This is a genomic window from Rhodococcus sp. OK302 (assembly GCF_002245895.1).
Classification (GTDB): Bacteria; Actinomycetota; Actinomycetes; order Mycobacteriales; family Mycobacteriaceae; genus Rhodococcus_F.
This window is the reverse complement of the sequence record NZ_NPJZ01000001.1, coordinates 2,301,279-2,317,436: the sequence shown is the minus strand read 5'-3', so window position 1 is coordinate 2,317,436 and position 16,158 is coordinate 2,301,279. Positions and strand designations below refer to the sequence as shown.

General features: G+C 58.3%; 14 protein-coding genes. 9 read left to right on the top strand and 5 right to left on the bottom strand.

What is annotated here, in order from left to right; translation table 11 throughout:
* The first annotated feature begins 55 nt into the window (after nt 1-55).
* On the top strand, nt 56-1,204 hold the full coding sequence (locus BDB13_RS10815) for a PucR family transcriptional regulator (RefSeq protein ID WP_094271643.1): 1,149 nt from the start codon (nt 56-58) through the stop codon (nt 1,202-1,204).
* Nucleotides 1,205-2,583: 1,379 nt separating this feature from the next.
* Nucleotides 2,584-4,083, top strand: coding sequence for a wax ester/triacylglycerol synthase domain-containing protein (locus BDB13_RS10805; RefSeq protein WP_094271641.1), 1,500 nt, complete (start codon nt 2,584-2,586; stop codon nt 4,081-4,083).
* A 1,079-nt stretch (nt 4,084-5,162) separates the two neighbouring features.
* Here BDB13_RS10805 and BDB13_RS10800 read toward each other — a convergent pair.
* Nucleotides 5,163-5,666 carry a hypothetical protein gene (locus BDB13_RS10800; protein ID WP_141210632.1) on the bottom strand — a complete coding sequence of 168 codons (504 nt, stop codon included), beginning with the start codon at nt 5,664-5,666 and terminating at the stop codon, nt 5,163-5,165.
* A 1,462-nt stretch (nt 5,667-7,128) separates the two neighbouring features.
* Here BDB13_RS10800 and BDB13_RS10795 point away from each other — a divergent pair.
* Nucleotides 7,129-8,382, top strand: a complete 1,254-nt coding sequence (locus BDB13_RS10795) for an NAD(P)/FAD-dependent oxidoreductase (protein WP_094271639.1) — start codon at nt 7,129-7,131, stop codon at nt 8,380-8,382.
* Between the two features lie 96 nt (nt 8,383-8,478).
* Here the strand turns inward: BDB13_RS10795 and BDB13_RS10790 are convergent, their stop codons facing one another.
* The 3 genes from BDB13_RS10790 to BDB13_RS10780 form a co-directional block, all read right to left on the bottom strand.
* Nucleotides 8,479-9,180, bottom strand: a complete 702-nt coding sequence (locus tag BDB13_RS10790; protein ID WP_094271638.1) for a Fic/DOC family protein — start codon at nt 9,178-9,180, stop codon at nt 8,479-8,481.
* Nucleotides 9,177-9,392: an antitoxin VbhA family protein gene (locus tag BDB13_RS10785; RefSeq protein ID WP_094271637.1), complete on the bottom strand. Its 216-nt coding sequence runs from the start codon at nt 9,390-9,392 to the stop codon at nt 9,177-9,179. The genes BDB13_RS10790 and BDB13_RS10785 overlap by 4 nt, the downstream gene beginning before the upstream one ends.
* Before the next feature lie 111 nt (nt 9,393-9,503).
* Nucleotides 9,504-10,928, bottom strand: a complete 1,425-nt coding sequence (locus tag BDB13_RS10780; protein WP_441347186.1) for an amino acid permease — start codon at nt 10,926-10,928, stop codon at nt 9,504-9,506.
* A 304-nt stretch (nt 10,929-11,232) separates the two neighbouring features.
* Here BDB13_RS10780 and BDB13_RS10775 point away from each other — a divergent pair, with 304 nt between their 5' ends.
* Entirely contained in the window at nt 11,233-11,700 is a 468-nt protein-coding gene (locus BDB13_RS10775) for an SRPBCC family protein (RefSeq protein ID WP_094271636.1), read from the top strand.
* Nucleotides 11,701-11,751: 51 nt separating this feature from the next.
* Here the strand turns inward: BDB13_RS10775 and BDB13_RS10770 are convergent, their stop codons facing one another.
* Nucleotides 11,752-12,420: an NADPH-dependent F420 reductase gene (locus BDB13_RS10770; RefSeq protein WP_254923012.1), complete on the bottom strand. Its 669-nt coding sequence runs from the start codon at nt 12,418-12,420 to the stop codon at nt 11,752-11,754.
* A gap of 57 nt (nt 12,421-12,477) precedes the next feature.
* Between BDB13_RS10770 and BDB13_RS10765 the strand changes: the two genes are divergently transcribed.
* The 5 genes from BDB13_RS10765 to BDB13_RS10745 all read left to right on the top strand — a co-directional run bounded on the left by BDB13_RS10765 (nt 12,478) and on the right by BDB13_RS10745 (nt 16,157).
* The gene (locus tag BDB13_RS10765; protein WP_094271634.1) at nt 12,478-12,879 is read left to right on the top strand and encodes a winged helix-turn-helix transcriptional regulator; all 402 of its coding nucleotides are present in this window, start codon (nt 12,478-12,480) and stop codon (nt 12,877-12,879) included.
* Nucleotides 12,880-12,973: 94 nt separating this feature from the next.
* Nucleotides 12,974-13,363 carry a winged helix-turn-helix transcriptional regulator gene (locus BDB13_RS10760; RefSeq protein WP_094271633.1) on the top strand — a complete coding sequence of 130 codons (390 nt, stop codon included), beginning with the start codon at nt 12,974-12,976 and terminating at the stop codon, nt 13,361-13,363.
* Nucleotides 13,364-13,486: 123 nt separating this feature from the next.
* Nucleotides 13,487-14,419 (top strand): arabinofuranosidase, encoded by a 933-nt coding sequence (locus BDB13_RS10755; RefSeq protein ID WP_094271632.1) that lies wholly within the window; start codon nt 13,487-13,489, stop codon nt 14,417-14,419.
* A gap of 128 nt (nt 14,420-14,547) precedes the next feature.
* Nucleotides 14,548-15,261: a phosphatidylserine decarboxylase gene (locus tag BDB13_RS10750; protein WP_094271631.1), complete on the top strand. Its 714-nt coding sequence runs from the start codon at nt 14,548-14,550 to the stop codon at nt 15,259-15,261.
* On the top strand, nt 15,258-16,157 hold the full coding sequence (locus BDB13_RS10745) for a CDP-alcohol phosphatidyltransferase family protein (protein WP_441347185.1): 900 nt from the start codon (nt 15,258-15,260) through the stop codon (nt 16,155-16,157). Before BDB13_RS10750 ends, BDB13_RS10745 begins: the two co-directional genes overlap by 4 nt.
* Nucleotide 16,158 lies beyond the last annotated feature (1 nt).

Sequence of the window (16,158 nt, the reverse complement as noted above, 5' to 3'; positions counted from 1 at the left end):
AGAGTCGCCGAGCATCGGAAGACACTGGCAGTAACGGCTCAGTAGGCTCACCGTCATGGAACTGCGCGACGACGACCTCTTCTCCGTTGCGGGTTCACTGGCGGAATTGCTCGGAGCTCCCGTCACGATCGAAGACGAGAACTCGACGGTTCTTGCGTACTCGGGTGGCGAGCAGGCTGTGGACGAAGCCCGGATCGGAACCATCCTCGGCCGGCAAGTTCCAAGCAGAATTCGTGAATTACTCTCCAATGCCGGAGTTTTCGACCGGTTGCATCGCGAAACGGATACCATTTACGTCGACCTCGCCGACCCGGCGATCACTCCCCGACTCGTTATCGCCGTGCGGGACAACAACATTGCCGTCGGTTCCATCTGGGTAGCACTTGGCGGCCCACCGACGCCGACGCAGGAATCGACATTGCGGGCAGCGGTGCCTGTGGTCGCCGAGCACATTGCATCCGAACGCGACCGAATCAACAGCACCCGGCGTCGCCAAACCGAACGAGTAAAGGCACTGATCAGCGGCGGCGAGCAAGCATTTCGAGCCGCTGAGGATTTGCGCCTGATGGGGCCTCTGACTGTCGTTGCCGTCGGCACTGTCTCAGGTTCGATGCCGGGCGGTGTGGTTGCGTCGCTGGGACTGTATCTGGACACCCTGTCCGTCGACGCCGTAATTGCGCAGTTGATCGACTCGACTTACCTCGTTGTTGCTGCCGATGAAGCAAACACGCGCCGACTACTCGAGGACTTTCTGGGCCGTGCCCGCGAGCGCGGAATTCTGGCAGTCGCCGTGGGCCGTACGGTGAAATCGGCGAGTGAATCGCACCTGTCCCGCTCCGATGCCGATCACGTTCTGGGGGCGCTGCGCCACGGCAAGTCCGGTGGCGTTGTTGCCGGCATGAAGGACACTTTGGCGTCGGTGCTCGCATTGCATGTGGCGGATATCTTCGACGGACTGGGCGAATCAACTCCCCTGGGTGCCCTGGAAAGACACGACCGGCAGCACGGGAGCGAACTGGTTGCCACCGCCCGCACATTCCTCGACAAGGGCGGCGACGTCGCAAACTCGTCTGCGGCGCTGCACGTCCACCCGAATACCCTGCGCAACCGTCTGCGCCGGTGCAAAGACATGTGCGGAGTCGACCTGACGGACGCCGACACTCGGCTGATCCTGATGCTTCAGTTAAAGCTGCGAAACTCCTGAACAACCCCGGAAGGCCCGGGACGATATCGGACCGCTTCCGACTCCGCATAGTTTTGGTCGCTTTTCCATCATAGTTCCCCCAAAAGTACTAGAACACTTCCACCTAAAGTACTAATACTTGGACATTTGTCCAGCCGAAACCAGCAATTCAGCAATGCAAATGTTTCAATCTAGTTAGCCTTCCGCAAGATCTTCTTAAAGTGGCCAGGAAATGCACTTTTGAACGCCTGACCTGCGGAAATAGAACCAGTTTCAGTTTCTTTTACAATTCCCTAGTCAAAGTAGACTTGCTCGAGCTAACCTCATCTCGTCACGCCACATAAGGCCCCCTAAGGGACAATGGAAAATCTCAGCGGCACGATTGCAGGGACTCCATGTTCCGACTAGAACCGCTCTTGTGGAATGCACCTGCCAAGCATGTGCAGATGTAAAAATGGGTTCTTCCAAGATCTGCCGAAAGGGCGGAAAACTGTATGAGCATTATGTTACTGGAGACGACGGCGGCGCTGTTCAGCACGCTACTGAATCAGGTATGGTCCGGGTCAATGATGCCCGGAACGGAAAGCCTAGCAGGTTCATTGGTTTCATCGATTGAACTCAGCTGATGACTAGAAAGACTTATTTCCGAGTATTTTTTACAGTAGGAGTGAATGATGGGTAGTTTGGGGTCGGTAGCTACTGCTCTTAATGGCGATATGGGCGGACTCATAAAGGGGGTAATTACCGCTATAGTGTACTCTCCGATAGTTTATTCTATCGAGTTCGACTGGACCGCCCCCATGCCTCTTGCATAATACAACAATCGTAAGGATGTGAAAGATAGTGGATACAGCAAGTTTGATGGACTCGCTCGCAAGCATTGACGCCAACTCGGTCCAACTCCCAGTGACAGCTATGCTTGCCATCATCGATGGCGTGTTCGACACGATCTCTGGCTTTATCAATCTGGTCGTTACAGGATCCGCGGCTTCAGCCGGACTCATCCAAGCGGGCCTCGGCTCCATCGCCGGCTCGTAGTCGAGAGAGGAAACAATGCTCAATACACTTCTGACCTACCTATCTGCATTGGTCGATTTCGGCTCAGTTGATCTGGTGGGTACGTTTGGTAATTACCTAAATACACTGTCATCCTACCCAGTCTAAAGAAAGGAAATTCCTGATGTTCCAGAGGTATCTGGCCGCAATGCTGAACATAATCGCAGGAACTGCAGGGTTGACTGCCATGGGAAGTACGATGATGCAGAACAAGTAGTCCGCTTCCGCCGAAGCTGTATCCCTACACCACTGAACTCGCATCCCCGAGGCCGATTTCGGCCTCGGGGATTTGCGGTCTTACATGCCCGTACACGATTCCTACACTGCTCACACGAGGAGCACCCATGAGATTTACCAACCCGTTGACTCTGGGAGTGGATCAATTAGCCCCACGCGACGCCGACTTCATCTACAACGAATCCGACGGTCACCTAAGCCACCTCATCGGCGTGTACTTCTTCGAAACCTCGCAGCACCCGGAGTCGGAGTTCTCACAGGAACAGGCCGTCGAGTGGGTCACCGCGCGCCTCGGACACAACCGCATGTTTACGCAACGCATTCAGCGAACATCACTAGGGCTTGAGCATCCGCATTGGGTCCCCGCCCCTGAATTCGATGTCCGCGACCACGTGCAAGTCACCAATATCACCGAACTCGGATGGGCCGCGCTACAAAAGCCTGTCAGCAAGCTGATGACCTCGCGGATGGATCTAACGCGTCCGCCCTGGGAACTGCACTTCTTCAACGGGGTAGAAGGGCTCGATGACCTGCCCGGTCGTTTAACGGCGGTAGTGCTCAAGACACATCACAGCGGCGCTGATGGAATTGCCATCCAATTGTTGGGTGAAGCCATCTTCTCGGATAGGTTGCGGCCAGCTGAGATCGAGCCCTCGGTGCCGCTCGTGAAGGGGCGCCTGCTCCTCAAATCGGTGCTGGGATTTCCGCGGCAGGTTCTGCTGTTCGCTAGACATATCCCCGGTAATCGGGCCGCCCAACAAGCGGTAGCCGAAGCAAAGTTGGCCGGCGAATGGATGGAGAGTTTCAATGAGCGTCCGGCTACTCGCTTCAACGGCAAGGTAAGTGGGTCCGGGACTCTGGAGAAGATCATTCTCCCCGTGGCCGGTGTTCGACAGGTCAAAGATGCGGTGTCCAGGGCGACGATCAACGATGTCCTGTTGGCTGTCGTCGGTGGCGCCCTGACGCGGTATCTCAGCGAGAAGGGCGAAAAGCCCGAGGGCTCCCTAGTCGCGATGGTGCCACGGTCCATGCGCAAGGTAGAGGAATGGGAGTCAGCGAATCAGTTGGTGACGTTGGCCATCGATATGCACACCGATATCGAGGATCCGCTGGAACGGCTGGCGCTCATTGCAGAATCCGCACGCTCGGAAAAGACCCGCACCTCCCACATCGCAGTCCGCCGTGTGAACGCTGTGGCTGAGACCGCGCCGGCACCGCTTCTGCGGTTGATCGCCCATATGCGTGGGAAGAGCACCTACGACATGAATCGCCCGCGCGCCCAGCACACAATGGTGAGCAATTTTCCGCTCTCCGTTGACAGGCTGGCCCTGAACGGAGCACCGGGAGCAGCCGTGATCGGTGCCCAACCGCCAGTCGACGGAGATGGTCTGCGGCACTTCATGGGTGTCGCAGCGGGCGGCGGGTTGCCACTGAATGTTTGTGCCGACACGGCGTCAATGCCGGACCTCCATCACTACATTGGGCTACTTCGCGCAAGTTTCGAGGAACTCAAGGAAGCAGCGAACGCTAGACCACTGCATAGCGGATCCGCCGAATCGGATCCTGAGGATATTTCCGCCTGTCGCCTTCTCGACAATTCGCCATAAACACGCGTTACAAATAAAAATATTTCTTCCAGTAGGTAATTCGAGTTACGGCAGTTGAGAAACTCCAGAAATCAAGAATTTCCGAAATTACTTGTGCGGGGTCCAATGAACAGTGCTTTCCTTCGGGCAGCAGCCGACAAGCAAACGGAGCATCTGAATCCGTTGTCCGGAGTCCTACAGATTGATCATGCCCTCGTCTGCATCCATTCGACTGATCGCTGATAAGATGCCGTGCCAATGAATACATCAGTCGAGCACTCACCATTTGGTGCCACTAACGTCGGCTCTTCCCCAGCTTTCAAGTTCCTGAGAATGCAGACAGATTTGAAGAACTTCTGAGAAAAATGAGCGAGCACAGCACTGACTGCAGCAAAGTTGCTATCGGCATTTTGCACGTAACGGACTCGGCGTCACCGCTCTACCCGGCTAGGGATTTCTCGTGTACGCAATCAGCCAGATGCCAGCCGTCAAGTGCCGTACGAGGGATCCCTAACCTCGATCTTGTATGAGGGACTGCTGCCTACCTGATCGGTTCATCGATCAGGTAGGCAGCACCCGAATCAATATCCAGTCGTGGCAGATCGACCCGTATGCAGCCGGTCTCCTATCTGATTCCACATTCCGAAGCCGTGCTCTTTCTGCTCGTGCCAACGAGATTCGCCATGAATTAGGTCAGTGCCGCTAACGCCTCGAGCTTGGCCAACCGTCGAAGCAAACAGCCCTGACGACGGTGCCCACCGAAATAGTCGCAGTCGAGGTTTCCTGACTTGTCGGGCGATGCTGCCCGTCAAGCAAAAACATTTGCAAGCTGAGCTGTTTCTACTCTTACCTACGCGCATTACTGCTGGTCAGCGTCAATATTCGTACTGCGACACCGCCGTCGAACTCTGGCAAAGAGGCATCCGCACAACCAACGACGCGGGTCCGCCGTACCCGCCTCCGCACGGTGCCACACATCAGATCCCGGAGACTCGCAACAATGCAGCCTGTGCGGGTATCGCACAGGCTGCATTGTGTTTGAGAACCATCCCCTCGCCCTCCCCCAGTGGGAAGGGGTCAGGATGACCTAGAAACCGAACCTAGTGGAGCGTGCCCGCACCGGTGTTCAGGGTCGGGTAGCTCGGTACCGTGCCGATAGCATCCGCCGGAATGCACGAGGTATTCGCGGTAGCGGGGAAGAGTCCGCCGATAATCCGTCCATTCGACTTGAAGCTGAAGTAGTTGTTCGCGAAATTACCGAACTCCGCCGCAGTTCCCGCAGTAGAAAGTTTGACGTCGAAGACCGGAGACGACGTCACAACTGTAATCTGTGGCGCATTGAAGGTAGTACTCGGATCAACCTTGAACTTGCCGAGTGTGATGATTCCACCCGACGCGGTCACCGTCGGGACCGGACTACTCGAAGAAAGGCCACTGCCAAGACTCGTCTTGGACGCGCTCGTAAATGTTGCAGCATCGTACGAGAGCTTGTACTGAATTTCGCTCAGATTGTCGAATGTCCAGCCCGAAACACCTGAAACACTTGGTGTCACCTGAGGCCCGAACTGAATCGTGTAGGTGTTAGGCGAACCCGCTGGAGCCACGCCTGTATGGTTAACAGTAACCGACATGTTCTCCAGCTGTCCGATATTTCCAGGTGAGCCGGCCCAACATGAATTCTTATAGCTGGTAGTCGTCGATCCCGCAGTGGCCGATACCGGAGCTACAGCTGCAAAAACCAAGCCAGCGGATGCAGCTACAGCCGCGATTCCAATCGTCGTGCGTCGCGCCAGTGATACAGTCATGTTCTTCAATCCTACTTTCTAGTTAAGGTAGTTGATCGAACTTCCTGCCCGACGCGGTTACGCTTGAAGCGATCCGTGCCGTCAGTCCCCCAGAGTCAGCGCTTGCGCAGACTGCGGGAAGTCTCAGGATGGGGTGATTCTCGGAACTATAATGAGGGAGTCCACGATTATCGATCCTGTAACCCAACAGATGAACGTAGCAATACTTCCATCCGCCAATCCAAGATTTACATCTCTTCAATTTCTTTGCACTGACTAAATTCAGCCTCGTCGCTAATTGAGCATCCTCAAGCGCCGGACAGCTAAATACGTCAATTCAATCAAACCTTCCGGAACACGATATAAGATGGGATCAGAGATTTATACGAGCATAGCTAAACTACTAAACCAACTCACTCACTGCGATTCGGCAATCTAAACTGTCGTATCGATAGCGAGCGGACAAATCAGTCCAGTGATGCCACTCCCTGCGATTCATTGCTGCTGCTCCTCTCAACATCTCGCTTCATTCGTTCGAGACGTCTCGCTCAAACCCGATGCTCAAGAACTAGATCAGAACTCACTGTCGCTATGTGATGGTTGTCACCATAGCCCGTTTCATTGGAACTTGTAACAGTTTTTTGAAGAAAGTTTTTTTCAGGCGATTTGAAGGGATCATTTACCTTCACCCAAGAGATTTCTCTATCTCATCCTAAAGTTGTAGGCCGGCCACCTATTTTCGGGAAATTATGGGTACTAAAGTAGTAGAAACGGGCAACTTTCCGAGCGCGCTTAATACTTTAGTACTAACCCTAAAGTACCTACCGTAAGATCAGTCACACATGGAAAATTCCTTCATTTCCTTAGTTGAACGAACGAAATCGCGTCAAATTTCAGCCTCCTGCGAGCGGAAGTCAGCAATTTCGAGCCCCAACATGAGACCGGTTCTACATCGGACGCAATGGCGCACTCAGAGGCTGGGCACGAGCCTCAACCCCGCGCCGCTGAGACCTCGGTCGTTCGCCCGTCTCAACCCGTCGCTTCTCCGACGAACGCACGCATGTCTGCACGCAACTCACCTCCGCGCGGCGGGATGCGCCTCGTCACCCACTGTTGCGTGCATCCACGAATATGTCGAACTCGGACCGCCTGTGCGAATGCACAACAACGACGTGCGGACAGTGGCCGAACGGCCACTCCTTTTCCCATCTCCCCAGCCCATGATTGAAAGCGAGCCGGTGTGACCGGCGTCTCGGATTTCAGCAGAGCTAAAGGAGTAGTCATGGGAACTCGTCAGAGCCCCGATCGTGTAGTCGTGGTCGGCGCAGGCATGGTCGGATTGTCGACGGCCTGGTTCCTCCAGGAACGCGGAGTCGACGTCACCGTCGTCGATCGAGACGGCGTCGCAGCCGACGCCAGCTGGGGAAATGCCGGCTGGTTGGCGCCCGCCCTCACGCTTCCACTCCCCGAGCCTGCTGTGCTGCAGTACGGCCTGCGCGCGATGCTCAGCCCGTCGTCACCCGTGTATGTCCCGCTGACGACGGATCTGAAACTGATCCGCTTCCTCGTCGGATTCGCTCGCCACTGCACGCCCTCGAAGTGGCAGGAAGCGATGTCCGTCTACACCGAGGTGAACCGGACTGCGCTGGGCGCATTCGACGAACTCGCCGACGGCGGGGTCAAGGAACACACTCGCCTGGCTGATCCGTTCCTCGCGGCATTCGCGTCGGAAAAGGACCGCCAAACTTTGGTGGACGAGTTCCACCACGTCGAAGCATCGGGCGGCGAGGTCGATTTCGATCTCCTCGACTACGACACGATTCACTCACTCGAACCCTCCCTCGGGCAAGGTGTGAAAGCTGGAATCCGGCTGCGGGGTCAGCGTTTCATCGATCCCCCGCAGTTCGTGAATTCGTTGGCCGACGCCGTCCGTGAACGTGGCGCCGAGATCGTCACCGGCTTCGACGTCGCATCAATCGATGATCGCGCCGACAGCGTGACTGTTCGCTCCGCCAATGGTGATTCACGCACAGCAGATGCCGTCGTCATTTCCAGTGGCGCTCGCTTGAACAAGCTGGCAGCACCGTTCGGCGTTCGCAAACTGGTGCAGGCCGGCCGCGGCTACAGCTTCAGCGTCAAACCCGATCACCTGCCCAAGAACCCGGTGTACTTCCCCACCCAGCGCGTCGCCTGCACGCCGTTGCACGACCGCTTCCGAGTGGCCGGCATGATGGAATTCCGCAGCCCCGACGCACCGTTGGATCCGCGTCGAGTGCAGGCAATCATCGATGCTGCCAAGCCCATGCTCAGCGGTATTGATTGGACTGCCCGCGAAGAGGAATGGGTCGGTTCACGCCCCTGCACCACTGACGGTTTGCCGCTGATCGGCGCTACCAAATCACCGCGCGTCCACGTCGCCGGTGGTCACGGAATGTGGGGAATCGCGCTCGGCCCGCTCACCGGAAAGATGATGGCCCAGTCGATGACTGAAGGCACGATGCCGACGGTTATGCGCCACTTCGATCCGCTGCGTTAAGCGCCGGCTTGACCCACAGGTAGTAGGCGCCGGTAAGCAGAACCAGCCACATCAACAGCCGGACCACCATATCGACCGAAAAGCAGTCGTCGACGCTTAATCTCCTGACCTGTCACTGGTTTCGCTGCGGAGTTGTTCGAGCATCGCTTTGTGGTAGTCGGCGACCTCGAGGTGCACAACGGCCCCTTGAGAAGCTGCGAGCGTGGGCAACTCCGCGTTGTTACGGTGTACGCCGGGCATAAGTACGTCACGCAGGGGCGTGTGGGTAGCTTCCATCGCGACATAGCGCGCCGCTTGGACTGCAGAGGCATCGACTTTCCGCCAGTCGATCGTCCAGCCGGAAGATTTGAGCAATTGGTCAAAGAAGACGCGCTGAGACCTCGAGTTCCCGTCCCTGAATGGATGCAGAACCGTGGCTTTTCCCCAGTGATAGGCAAGGCGGTCGACCGCTTGATCCTTCGGGAGCCCTTCCGAGAACCTGTCTTTCGCGATGTTGCGAAAGATGAATGTTGCCTGGTCTTCGATATGTTCGGGGCGACAATGTGGGAGGTTCATCCCGACTGCGCCGGTGTCAGTACGGCGCAGGGCACCGGCCCAGGCATAGACGTCTTGCAGGATAAATTGGTGGATCTTTCGAAGATGCGCGAAGTCGAATTTCCCTGATATCGGCAGCAATTCGAGCTGCAGTATGCGCTGGTATGCCGCTTCGGATTCGTCCTCATGGAGAGCTTGCGGATCGGTGTGCCCGAGTTTGTTGATCAGGACCCCGGTATCGGGGTTGCTGTACGGGTCTTTCAACTGCGGGCAGCTCGGCGGCGCCGGTTCTCCGCGAGCACCAATGCCACGGCTTGGTCGCCGGTGATTTCGCCGCGTAGTTGCCTACGACCGATCTCGATGCCGTACTCGCTAGGTTCCATACCTGCCATACGATGACCCGCTGTGGCGGCAGCAATTGCTCGGTCGATTTGGGGTTCTGCCATGTGTGACTGTGCGTCGCGTGCTGCGGTCATCTCCGTGGCTCCTCCGTCGAGTCGAGAACATCGATTGTGCGGACACACCCGCAACACAGTTCATTCTATCTGGTCGTCGACAGTTTTCTGGGGCGGTTCCGTGACCGACGGTTATGCGCCACTACGATCCGCGGCACTAAGCGCCGGCTTGACCCACAGGTAGTAGGCGCCGGTAAGCAGAACCAGCCACACGGCCCCGGCCGCCAGCGCAACGCGGGTCTCGGACATGACGCCCAGCAAAATGACGACGAAGGTCAGGAACACGATCGCGAAGATCTGACCGTACGGCCACAGCGGCACTGGAAACTTCAGTGCCGCTGTTTCGTCGGCGCTCAACTGGCTGCGCGAGCGGTACTGCGACAGCAGGATCATGACCCACACGAAGATCGTTGCGAAGGTGGCGAGCGACGCGATCACGAGGAACACCTGGTCCGGGATCAGGTAGTTGAGCACAACGCCGACAAGTAGAGCGATAGACATGATGACAACGGTCATCCACGGAACACCGTTGCGCGAGACCTTCTTCATCACATGCGGCGCCTGACCGGCATGCGCCATTCCGAACATCATGCGGCCGGCACCGAACACGTCGCTGTTGATAGCCGAGAGCGCCGCAGTGATGACCACAATGTTGAGAATCGACGCCGCTGTACCCAATCCGAGGTTCTCGAAGATCTGAACGAACGGACTGTTGTCACTGTTGATGCTCTGCCACGGAATGATGATCATGATGACGGCCAGCGTGCAGATGTAGAAGAGAATGATGCGTACCGGAACGGTATTGACCGCTTTCCGGATGGTGCGCGCCGGATCTTCGGCCTCACCGGCAGTGATTCCGATGATCTCGGTACCGCCGAATGCAAACATCACGATGGCGAAGCACGCGAGGAAGCCGCCGAAGCCGGTGGCAAAGAATCCGCCGTCAGACCACAGGTTGCTGAGGCCCGTATCGGTCTCGTGGACACCGAAGCCGAACACGATGATAGCGATACCACCCGCGATCATGGCAATAATCGCGGTGATCTTGACCAGGGTGAACCAGAACTCGAGCTCACCGAAGACCTTGACGCTCAACAAGTTCAATGCACCGATGAAGAAGACGACAGCCAGAACCCAAATCCAGCGCGGCACGTCCGGGAACCAGAACTGCATGTACAGACCGAATGCAGTGACGTCGGCAAGGCACACGATCACCATCTCGAAGGTGTACGTCCAACCCGTCATGAATCCGGCAAGCGGACCCAGATGCTGGTTGGCGTATTCACTGAACGAACCGGAGACGGGGTTGCGTACGGCCATCTCACCGAGTGCGCGCAGCACCAGGTACACCGCGATGCCACCGATCAGGTAGGCCAGCAACACGGACGGCCCGGCGCGCTTGATCGCCTCGGCACTGCCGTAGAAGAGCCCCGTTCCGATTGCCGATCCCAGAGCGATGAAACGAATATGCCGCGCCGTCAGCCCCCTCTTGAGACCGTCCTGGTTGGCGGTCTTGGCTTCGGTGTTCACTCGGTACTCCAGTCGGCTGTCAGGCATACGTGCGCCGTCTATTGTCCGCTACCAGTCGGCAGACTCCCGACCACCCCTTCAACTGTCGCCACAAATCCCCCCTGGTGAGCCGTGCCTGAGTGCACATTAGTTCGCTATTTCGACGGGATCCCGCACCTCACATCGATATGTGGACGGAAATACCCGGACTTCCAGCCGACTTTTGTCGAGGCGGCTACCAGATCAACCCGGGACGTAAGGTGACGCGAGGCACATCAACTCTTGACGGATCGCGTACCGTCGGCAAAAGTGTTTGTAACTCTTCGTATCACCAAATTGACTGGAGAAACTGTTGTCCAACACCCTCGAAGCCAGCATCGACATCAACGCATCCCCGCAGGATGTGTGGGCAATCGTCGCCGACCTCCAGCGCATGGGTGAATGGAGCCCCCAGTGCAAGAAGATGAAGGTCATCGGCGGAACCGTCCGTGAAGGCGCCAAAACCTTCAACATCAACCGCAGCGGATTCCTGATCTGGCCCACCTCCGCCAAGGTTGTGCGTTTCGAGCCCAACAAGTCGATCGCATTCCGCATTGCCGAGAACGGCACCATCTGGTCCTACGAACTCGAGCCCACCGCAACAGGCACCAAGGTGACCGAGCGTCGCGAAGCTCCCCACGGAACATCCAAAGTCTCGCAGTTCCTGGTCAAAACCGTCTTCGGTGGCAACGACAAATTTGAGGTCGACCTCGTCAAGGGCATGAATGCCACCCTCAAGCGCGTGAAGAACGAAGCAGAAGCCGCCAGCGTTCTCGCTTAACCAACGGCAGCGAGCTCCGACGAAGACCGTCGGAGCTCGCCTTTGTCAGCTTTACGTCATCGACGGCACCGCTGATGCCGGATTATTGCCCGACGCGACAACCGCCATGACAAAACCGGCCACGTCTTCCAGCTGACGTGCGTGGTCGAGTCCACCGATCACAGCCGTCGACGCACCCAAATCACGAATCAACCCGGCAGTGATGTCCAACGAATCGTTGTCATCGCCGCAGATCGCCACCGTCTTCGACTCGCCCTCGTCCGCCGCAAGCCAACTCTGCCCCGCGAATAGATGAAGTGCCTTGACGACGTGTGCGCCTGTCGCGACGTCGGCAATGTGCTGGGCAGCCGAGGTAGCCGGCTTCAACATTCCGGTACTGAAATCAACCGCATTGGTGCAGTCGATAACCGTCTTGCCCGCAAACGCACCCGTCGGCGCATTCGCCAGAGTAAGAGCGTCGTCGAGGCCCTCCCACAGCACAGCGATCACGACAACATCCGATTCTGCAGCAAGTCTGTCGGCAGCCACCGCCCGCGCGGAACCGCCAATCTCCTTGGCCACCAACCCAGCTCGGGGCGTCGACCGCCCGGCAATGACCAGTTCGTGCCCCGCGCGTGCCCACGCCTGACCGAGCACCGTCGCCATGTTGCCTGTGCCCAAGATTCCGATACGCATGGTGGTTGTCTCCTTCGATCGCCTGAGTAAATGACGTGCAGCAATTACGGTAGAAACGTGGCGCCTACCAAAAGGTAGGAAGAATCAGAGGACGGTGGAACCGTGAACTCGCACTGCGAACCCTTTGTTGCCGACTGCCAGCTTCGACTCGCGACAGATCTAGTCGCTCATGCCTGGGATCCTGTAGTGCTGTCAGCTCTACGGGCAGGTCCGAGACGGCGTCGAGAACTGCTGGCCGGTATCGGCGGCATCAGCGACAAGGTATTCAGCCAAGCTCTCACGCGACTGCGCGCAAGCGGCCTGATCGATCGAGCGGACGACAACGCACGCGGTGTCATCTACCAACTCACTGACCTCGGAGCCTCCCTCGCGAACGGCCCACTGGCCGCACTCGCCCAATGGGCAGCGGAAAACGGAAACGCAGTCCGAACGGCTCAGGAGCACTATTCATCGCGAGCAGCTGCGTCGGGTGAACGGCTCGTGGCGTCGACCGCCCGAAAATGACCAGCGTAGTGCCTTCGTCATGTTTCATTGACCAACTACGGTAGAAACCTGATGCATACCAAAAGGTACGAAAAAATCAGGGGACAATGAGACCGTGGACACATACTCCGAACGCCTTGCTGCCGACACCCGGCTTCGACTCGCGACGGACCTAGTCGCACATTCCTGGGATCCGGGTGTGCTCGCTGCGCTACGGCGAGGTCCGAAACGACGCCAAGAACTACTCGCAGTCATCGGGGGCATTAACGACAAGGCGCTCAGCCAAGCCGTAGCGCGACTAGTGAGAAGTGGTCTGATCAGTCGAGTTGAGGACCGTGTACGCGCTGCCACGTACCAACTCACAGACCTCGGAACCTCCTTCGTCAACGGCCCACTGGCCGCCCTCACCCAATGGGGAGTGGAAAACGAAAACGCTGTCTTGGAGGCACAGGAACAGCACTCATCGCGGGCGACTGCAACAGCTGCGGCCCGTTCGGTTCAATAACGATCCGCTGAACTGTCGGTAACGATCCGCTTGGCTGCGGCCAAAGTGACTCCTGGTGCGCCTGCGGCCGTAGATACTTCACCGGTGATGCTGACAAAACGAACATGCTTTTCAGCAATATCAATGGTGATGCTCGCTGTCGCGGGCATGCTGGTCGCGGCCCCGGGAACCAGCGGCGCCGCACCACCGGCCTGGCAATACACAATGGTGGCATTCAGCAACACCAGCAGCCTCGACATGGATGTCTACGAGTCAGAGGACGCCACCAACTTCCAACCGGCCCGACTCGCCGCGTATCGGCCCCCGTCGGGGCTTGTGCGTGACCCGAGCATCTTCCGGAACACCGACGGGATGTACTACGTCACCTACACAACGGGCGGCGGGGCGAATATCGGCTTTGCACGCAGCAGTGACCGCATCAACTGGACTCCCCTGGGAAACTATCCGGTCCCGTTCTGCTGCGCCTTCCTGCCCGGCACCGGCGACGGCACAGGTTCTGCGAGCCCGCCAGGCTCCTCGGGCTCGGCCGGGTTCAGCGACGGACCGTCTCTGTCACCCTTCACCACCAAAGCGTGGGCGCCCGAATGGTTCGTGGACGGCGGCCGCGTCAACGTCATCCTGTCGATGTCGACCGGTGGAGGATTTGTGCCGTACCTGATGACGGCGCTGGAGCCATCGATGCGATTGTGGAGCCTGCCAGTTCCGCTCGCCGGAATCGGCGCGGACCACATCGACACCACCGTGGTCAAGGTCGGATCGACCTACCATGCGTTCACCAAGAACGAAACGAAGAAGATCATCGAACATGCCGTCGCGCCATCGCTGACGGGACCCTATTCATTCGTCCCGTCCGGGGATTGGGGCTCGATGCTGGAAGGCCCCGCTCTGGTTCAGCTGCCGAACGATACCTGGCGGATATATCTCGACGCCTATACCGAAGGAAAGTATCTCTATTCCGACAGTACGGATGGGCTGAGTACGTGGTCTCCGTTGGAAGTGCTTCCCGACCTTTCCGGGACGGTTCGCCATATCGGTGTGATGAGAGAGCCTGCATAACGACGACTGTGTCGGGTACTACTCGGTGCTAATACCGCTGCAACCCGTGAGCGAGACCACGCTCACGTAATCTAGGGGTGCACTACCCCGCACTGTCAGTGCGGACCACCGAGTAGTTAGAGGAGCCTGTGGCACGCCGACCCACACCCCCCGGAACCCCGCAACCCACCGGGATCGGACATCTTGTCGATCTGGTTCGCCATGCGATTCCGCCGCTACATCCCGCCGGCCTGCCATTTGTGCTGGCACCGTTGGGGGTTGCAGCCTTGGGCCGCAACCGCAAATGGGTGCGCCGCGCGGGCCTGTTCTCCGCTGCCGCCTGTGCCACATTCTTCCGTCACCCGCACCGGGTGCCGCCCAATCGCATCGGCGTCGTCGTAGCACCGGCTGACGGCGAGGTCGCATTGGTCGACAACGCAGTTCCGCCGGCCGAGCTCAACTTGGGCAGCGAACCCCGCCCCCGCGTGAGCATCTTCCTGTCGGTTCTGGACGTCCACGTCCAGCGCGCCCCCGTCGGCGGAACCGTCAAAACAGTTGTTCACCAGCCCGGCAAGTTCCTCTCCGCAGATCTCGCGGACGCCAGCGAGGTCAACGAGCGCAACAGCATGCTCATCGAAACCGCATCCGGCCACGACATTGCCGTCGTCCAGATCGCGGGCCTGCTGGCTCGTCGTATCGTCTGCTACGCGGGCGTCGGCGACGTCCTCCCCATCGGCGACACCTACGGATTGATCCGATTCGGCTCCCGCGTCGACACGTACTTCCCGGCCGGAACGACCTTGCTGGTCGAGCCCGGTCAGCGCACAATCGGTGCTGAAACCGTCATCGCGCAACTGCAGTGAAGACACCGAGGATGAAGCCAGCCGTGAAGAAACCGGCGGTAGCCGCAAAACAACCCGGCATCAAGGTGCCCAAACGCACCCAAGCCGTGCGGTTGCTGCCGTCTGTCATCACCATCCTCGCGCTGTGTGCCGGGCTGTCTGCCGTCAAGTTCGCGCTTGACGGTGAGCCCGGCATCTCACTCGCGATGATCGGTGCTGCCGCTGTCCTCGATTCACTCGACGGCCGGATCGCACGACTTCTCGACGCCACCAGCAAGATCGGTGCCGAACTCGACTCGCTGTCCGACTCCATCTCCTTCGGCGTCGCCCCCGCGTTGGTTCTGTACGTGACCTTGTTGGACGGCACCGGTTTCGGCTGGATCATCGCCCTGGTATTTGCCGTCAGCATCGTTCTGCGCCTGGCGCGGTTCAATACTTTGCTCGACGACGACGACGTTCCCGCTTACGCCCGCGAGTACTTCGTGGGTGTTCCGGCGCCGGCCGGCGCATTGATCGCCCTCACTCCCCTGGCTGCGACCGCGCAGTGGGGAGATGGATGGTGGTCGTCGCCGGTTGTTGTTGTTGTGTGGATGCTCTTCTCCGCTGCACTGATCGTCAGTCGCATCCCGACGCTGGCCATGAAATCGGTATCGGTACCTCCGCATATGGCAGCCGCACTGCTGGTGCTGGTTGCATTGATCGCGGCCGCATTGATCACCTTCCCGTACGTGCTGCTGATCGTTCTCGTCGCGATCTACCTCATCCACATCCCGTTTGCGGTTCACTCCAAGCGCTGGGTTGCGGCACGTCCGGAAACCTGGGACATCAAGCCGTCGGAGCGTCGCGCAATACGGCGTCAGCCCACCGCCGGCGGACGACGATCGATGGTGCGCCTCGGGTTACGACGCCCTCGTTAAT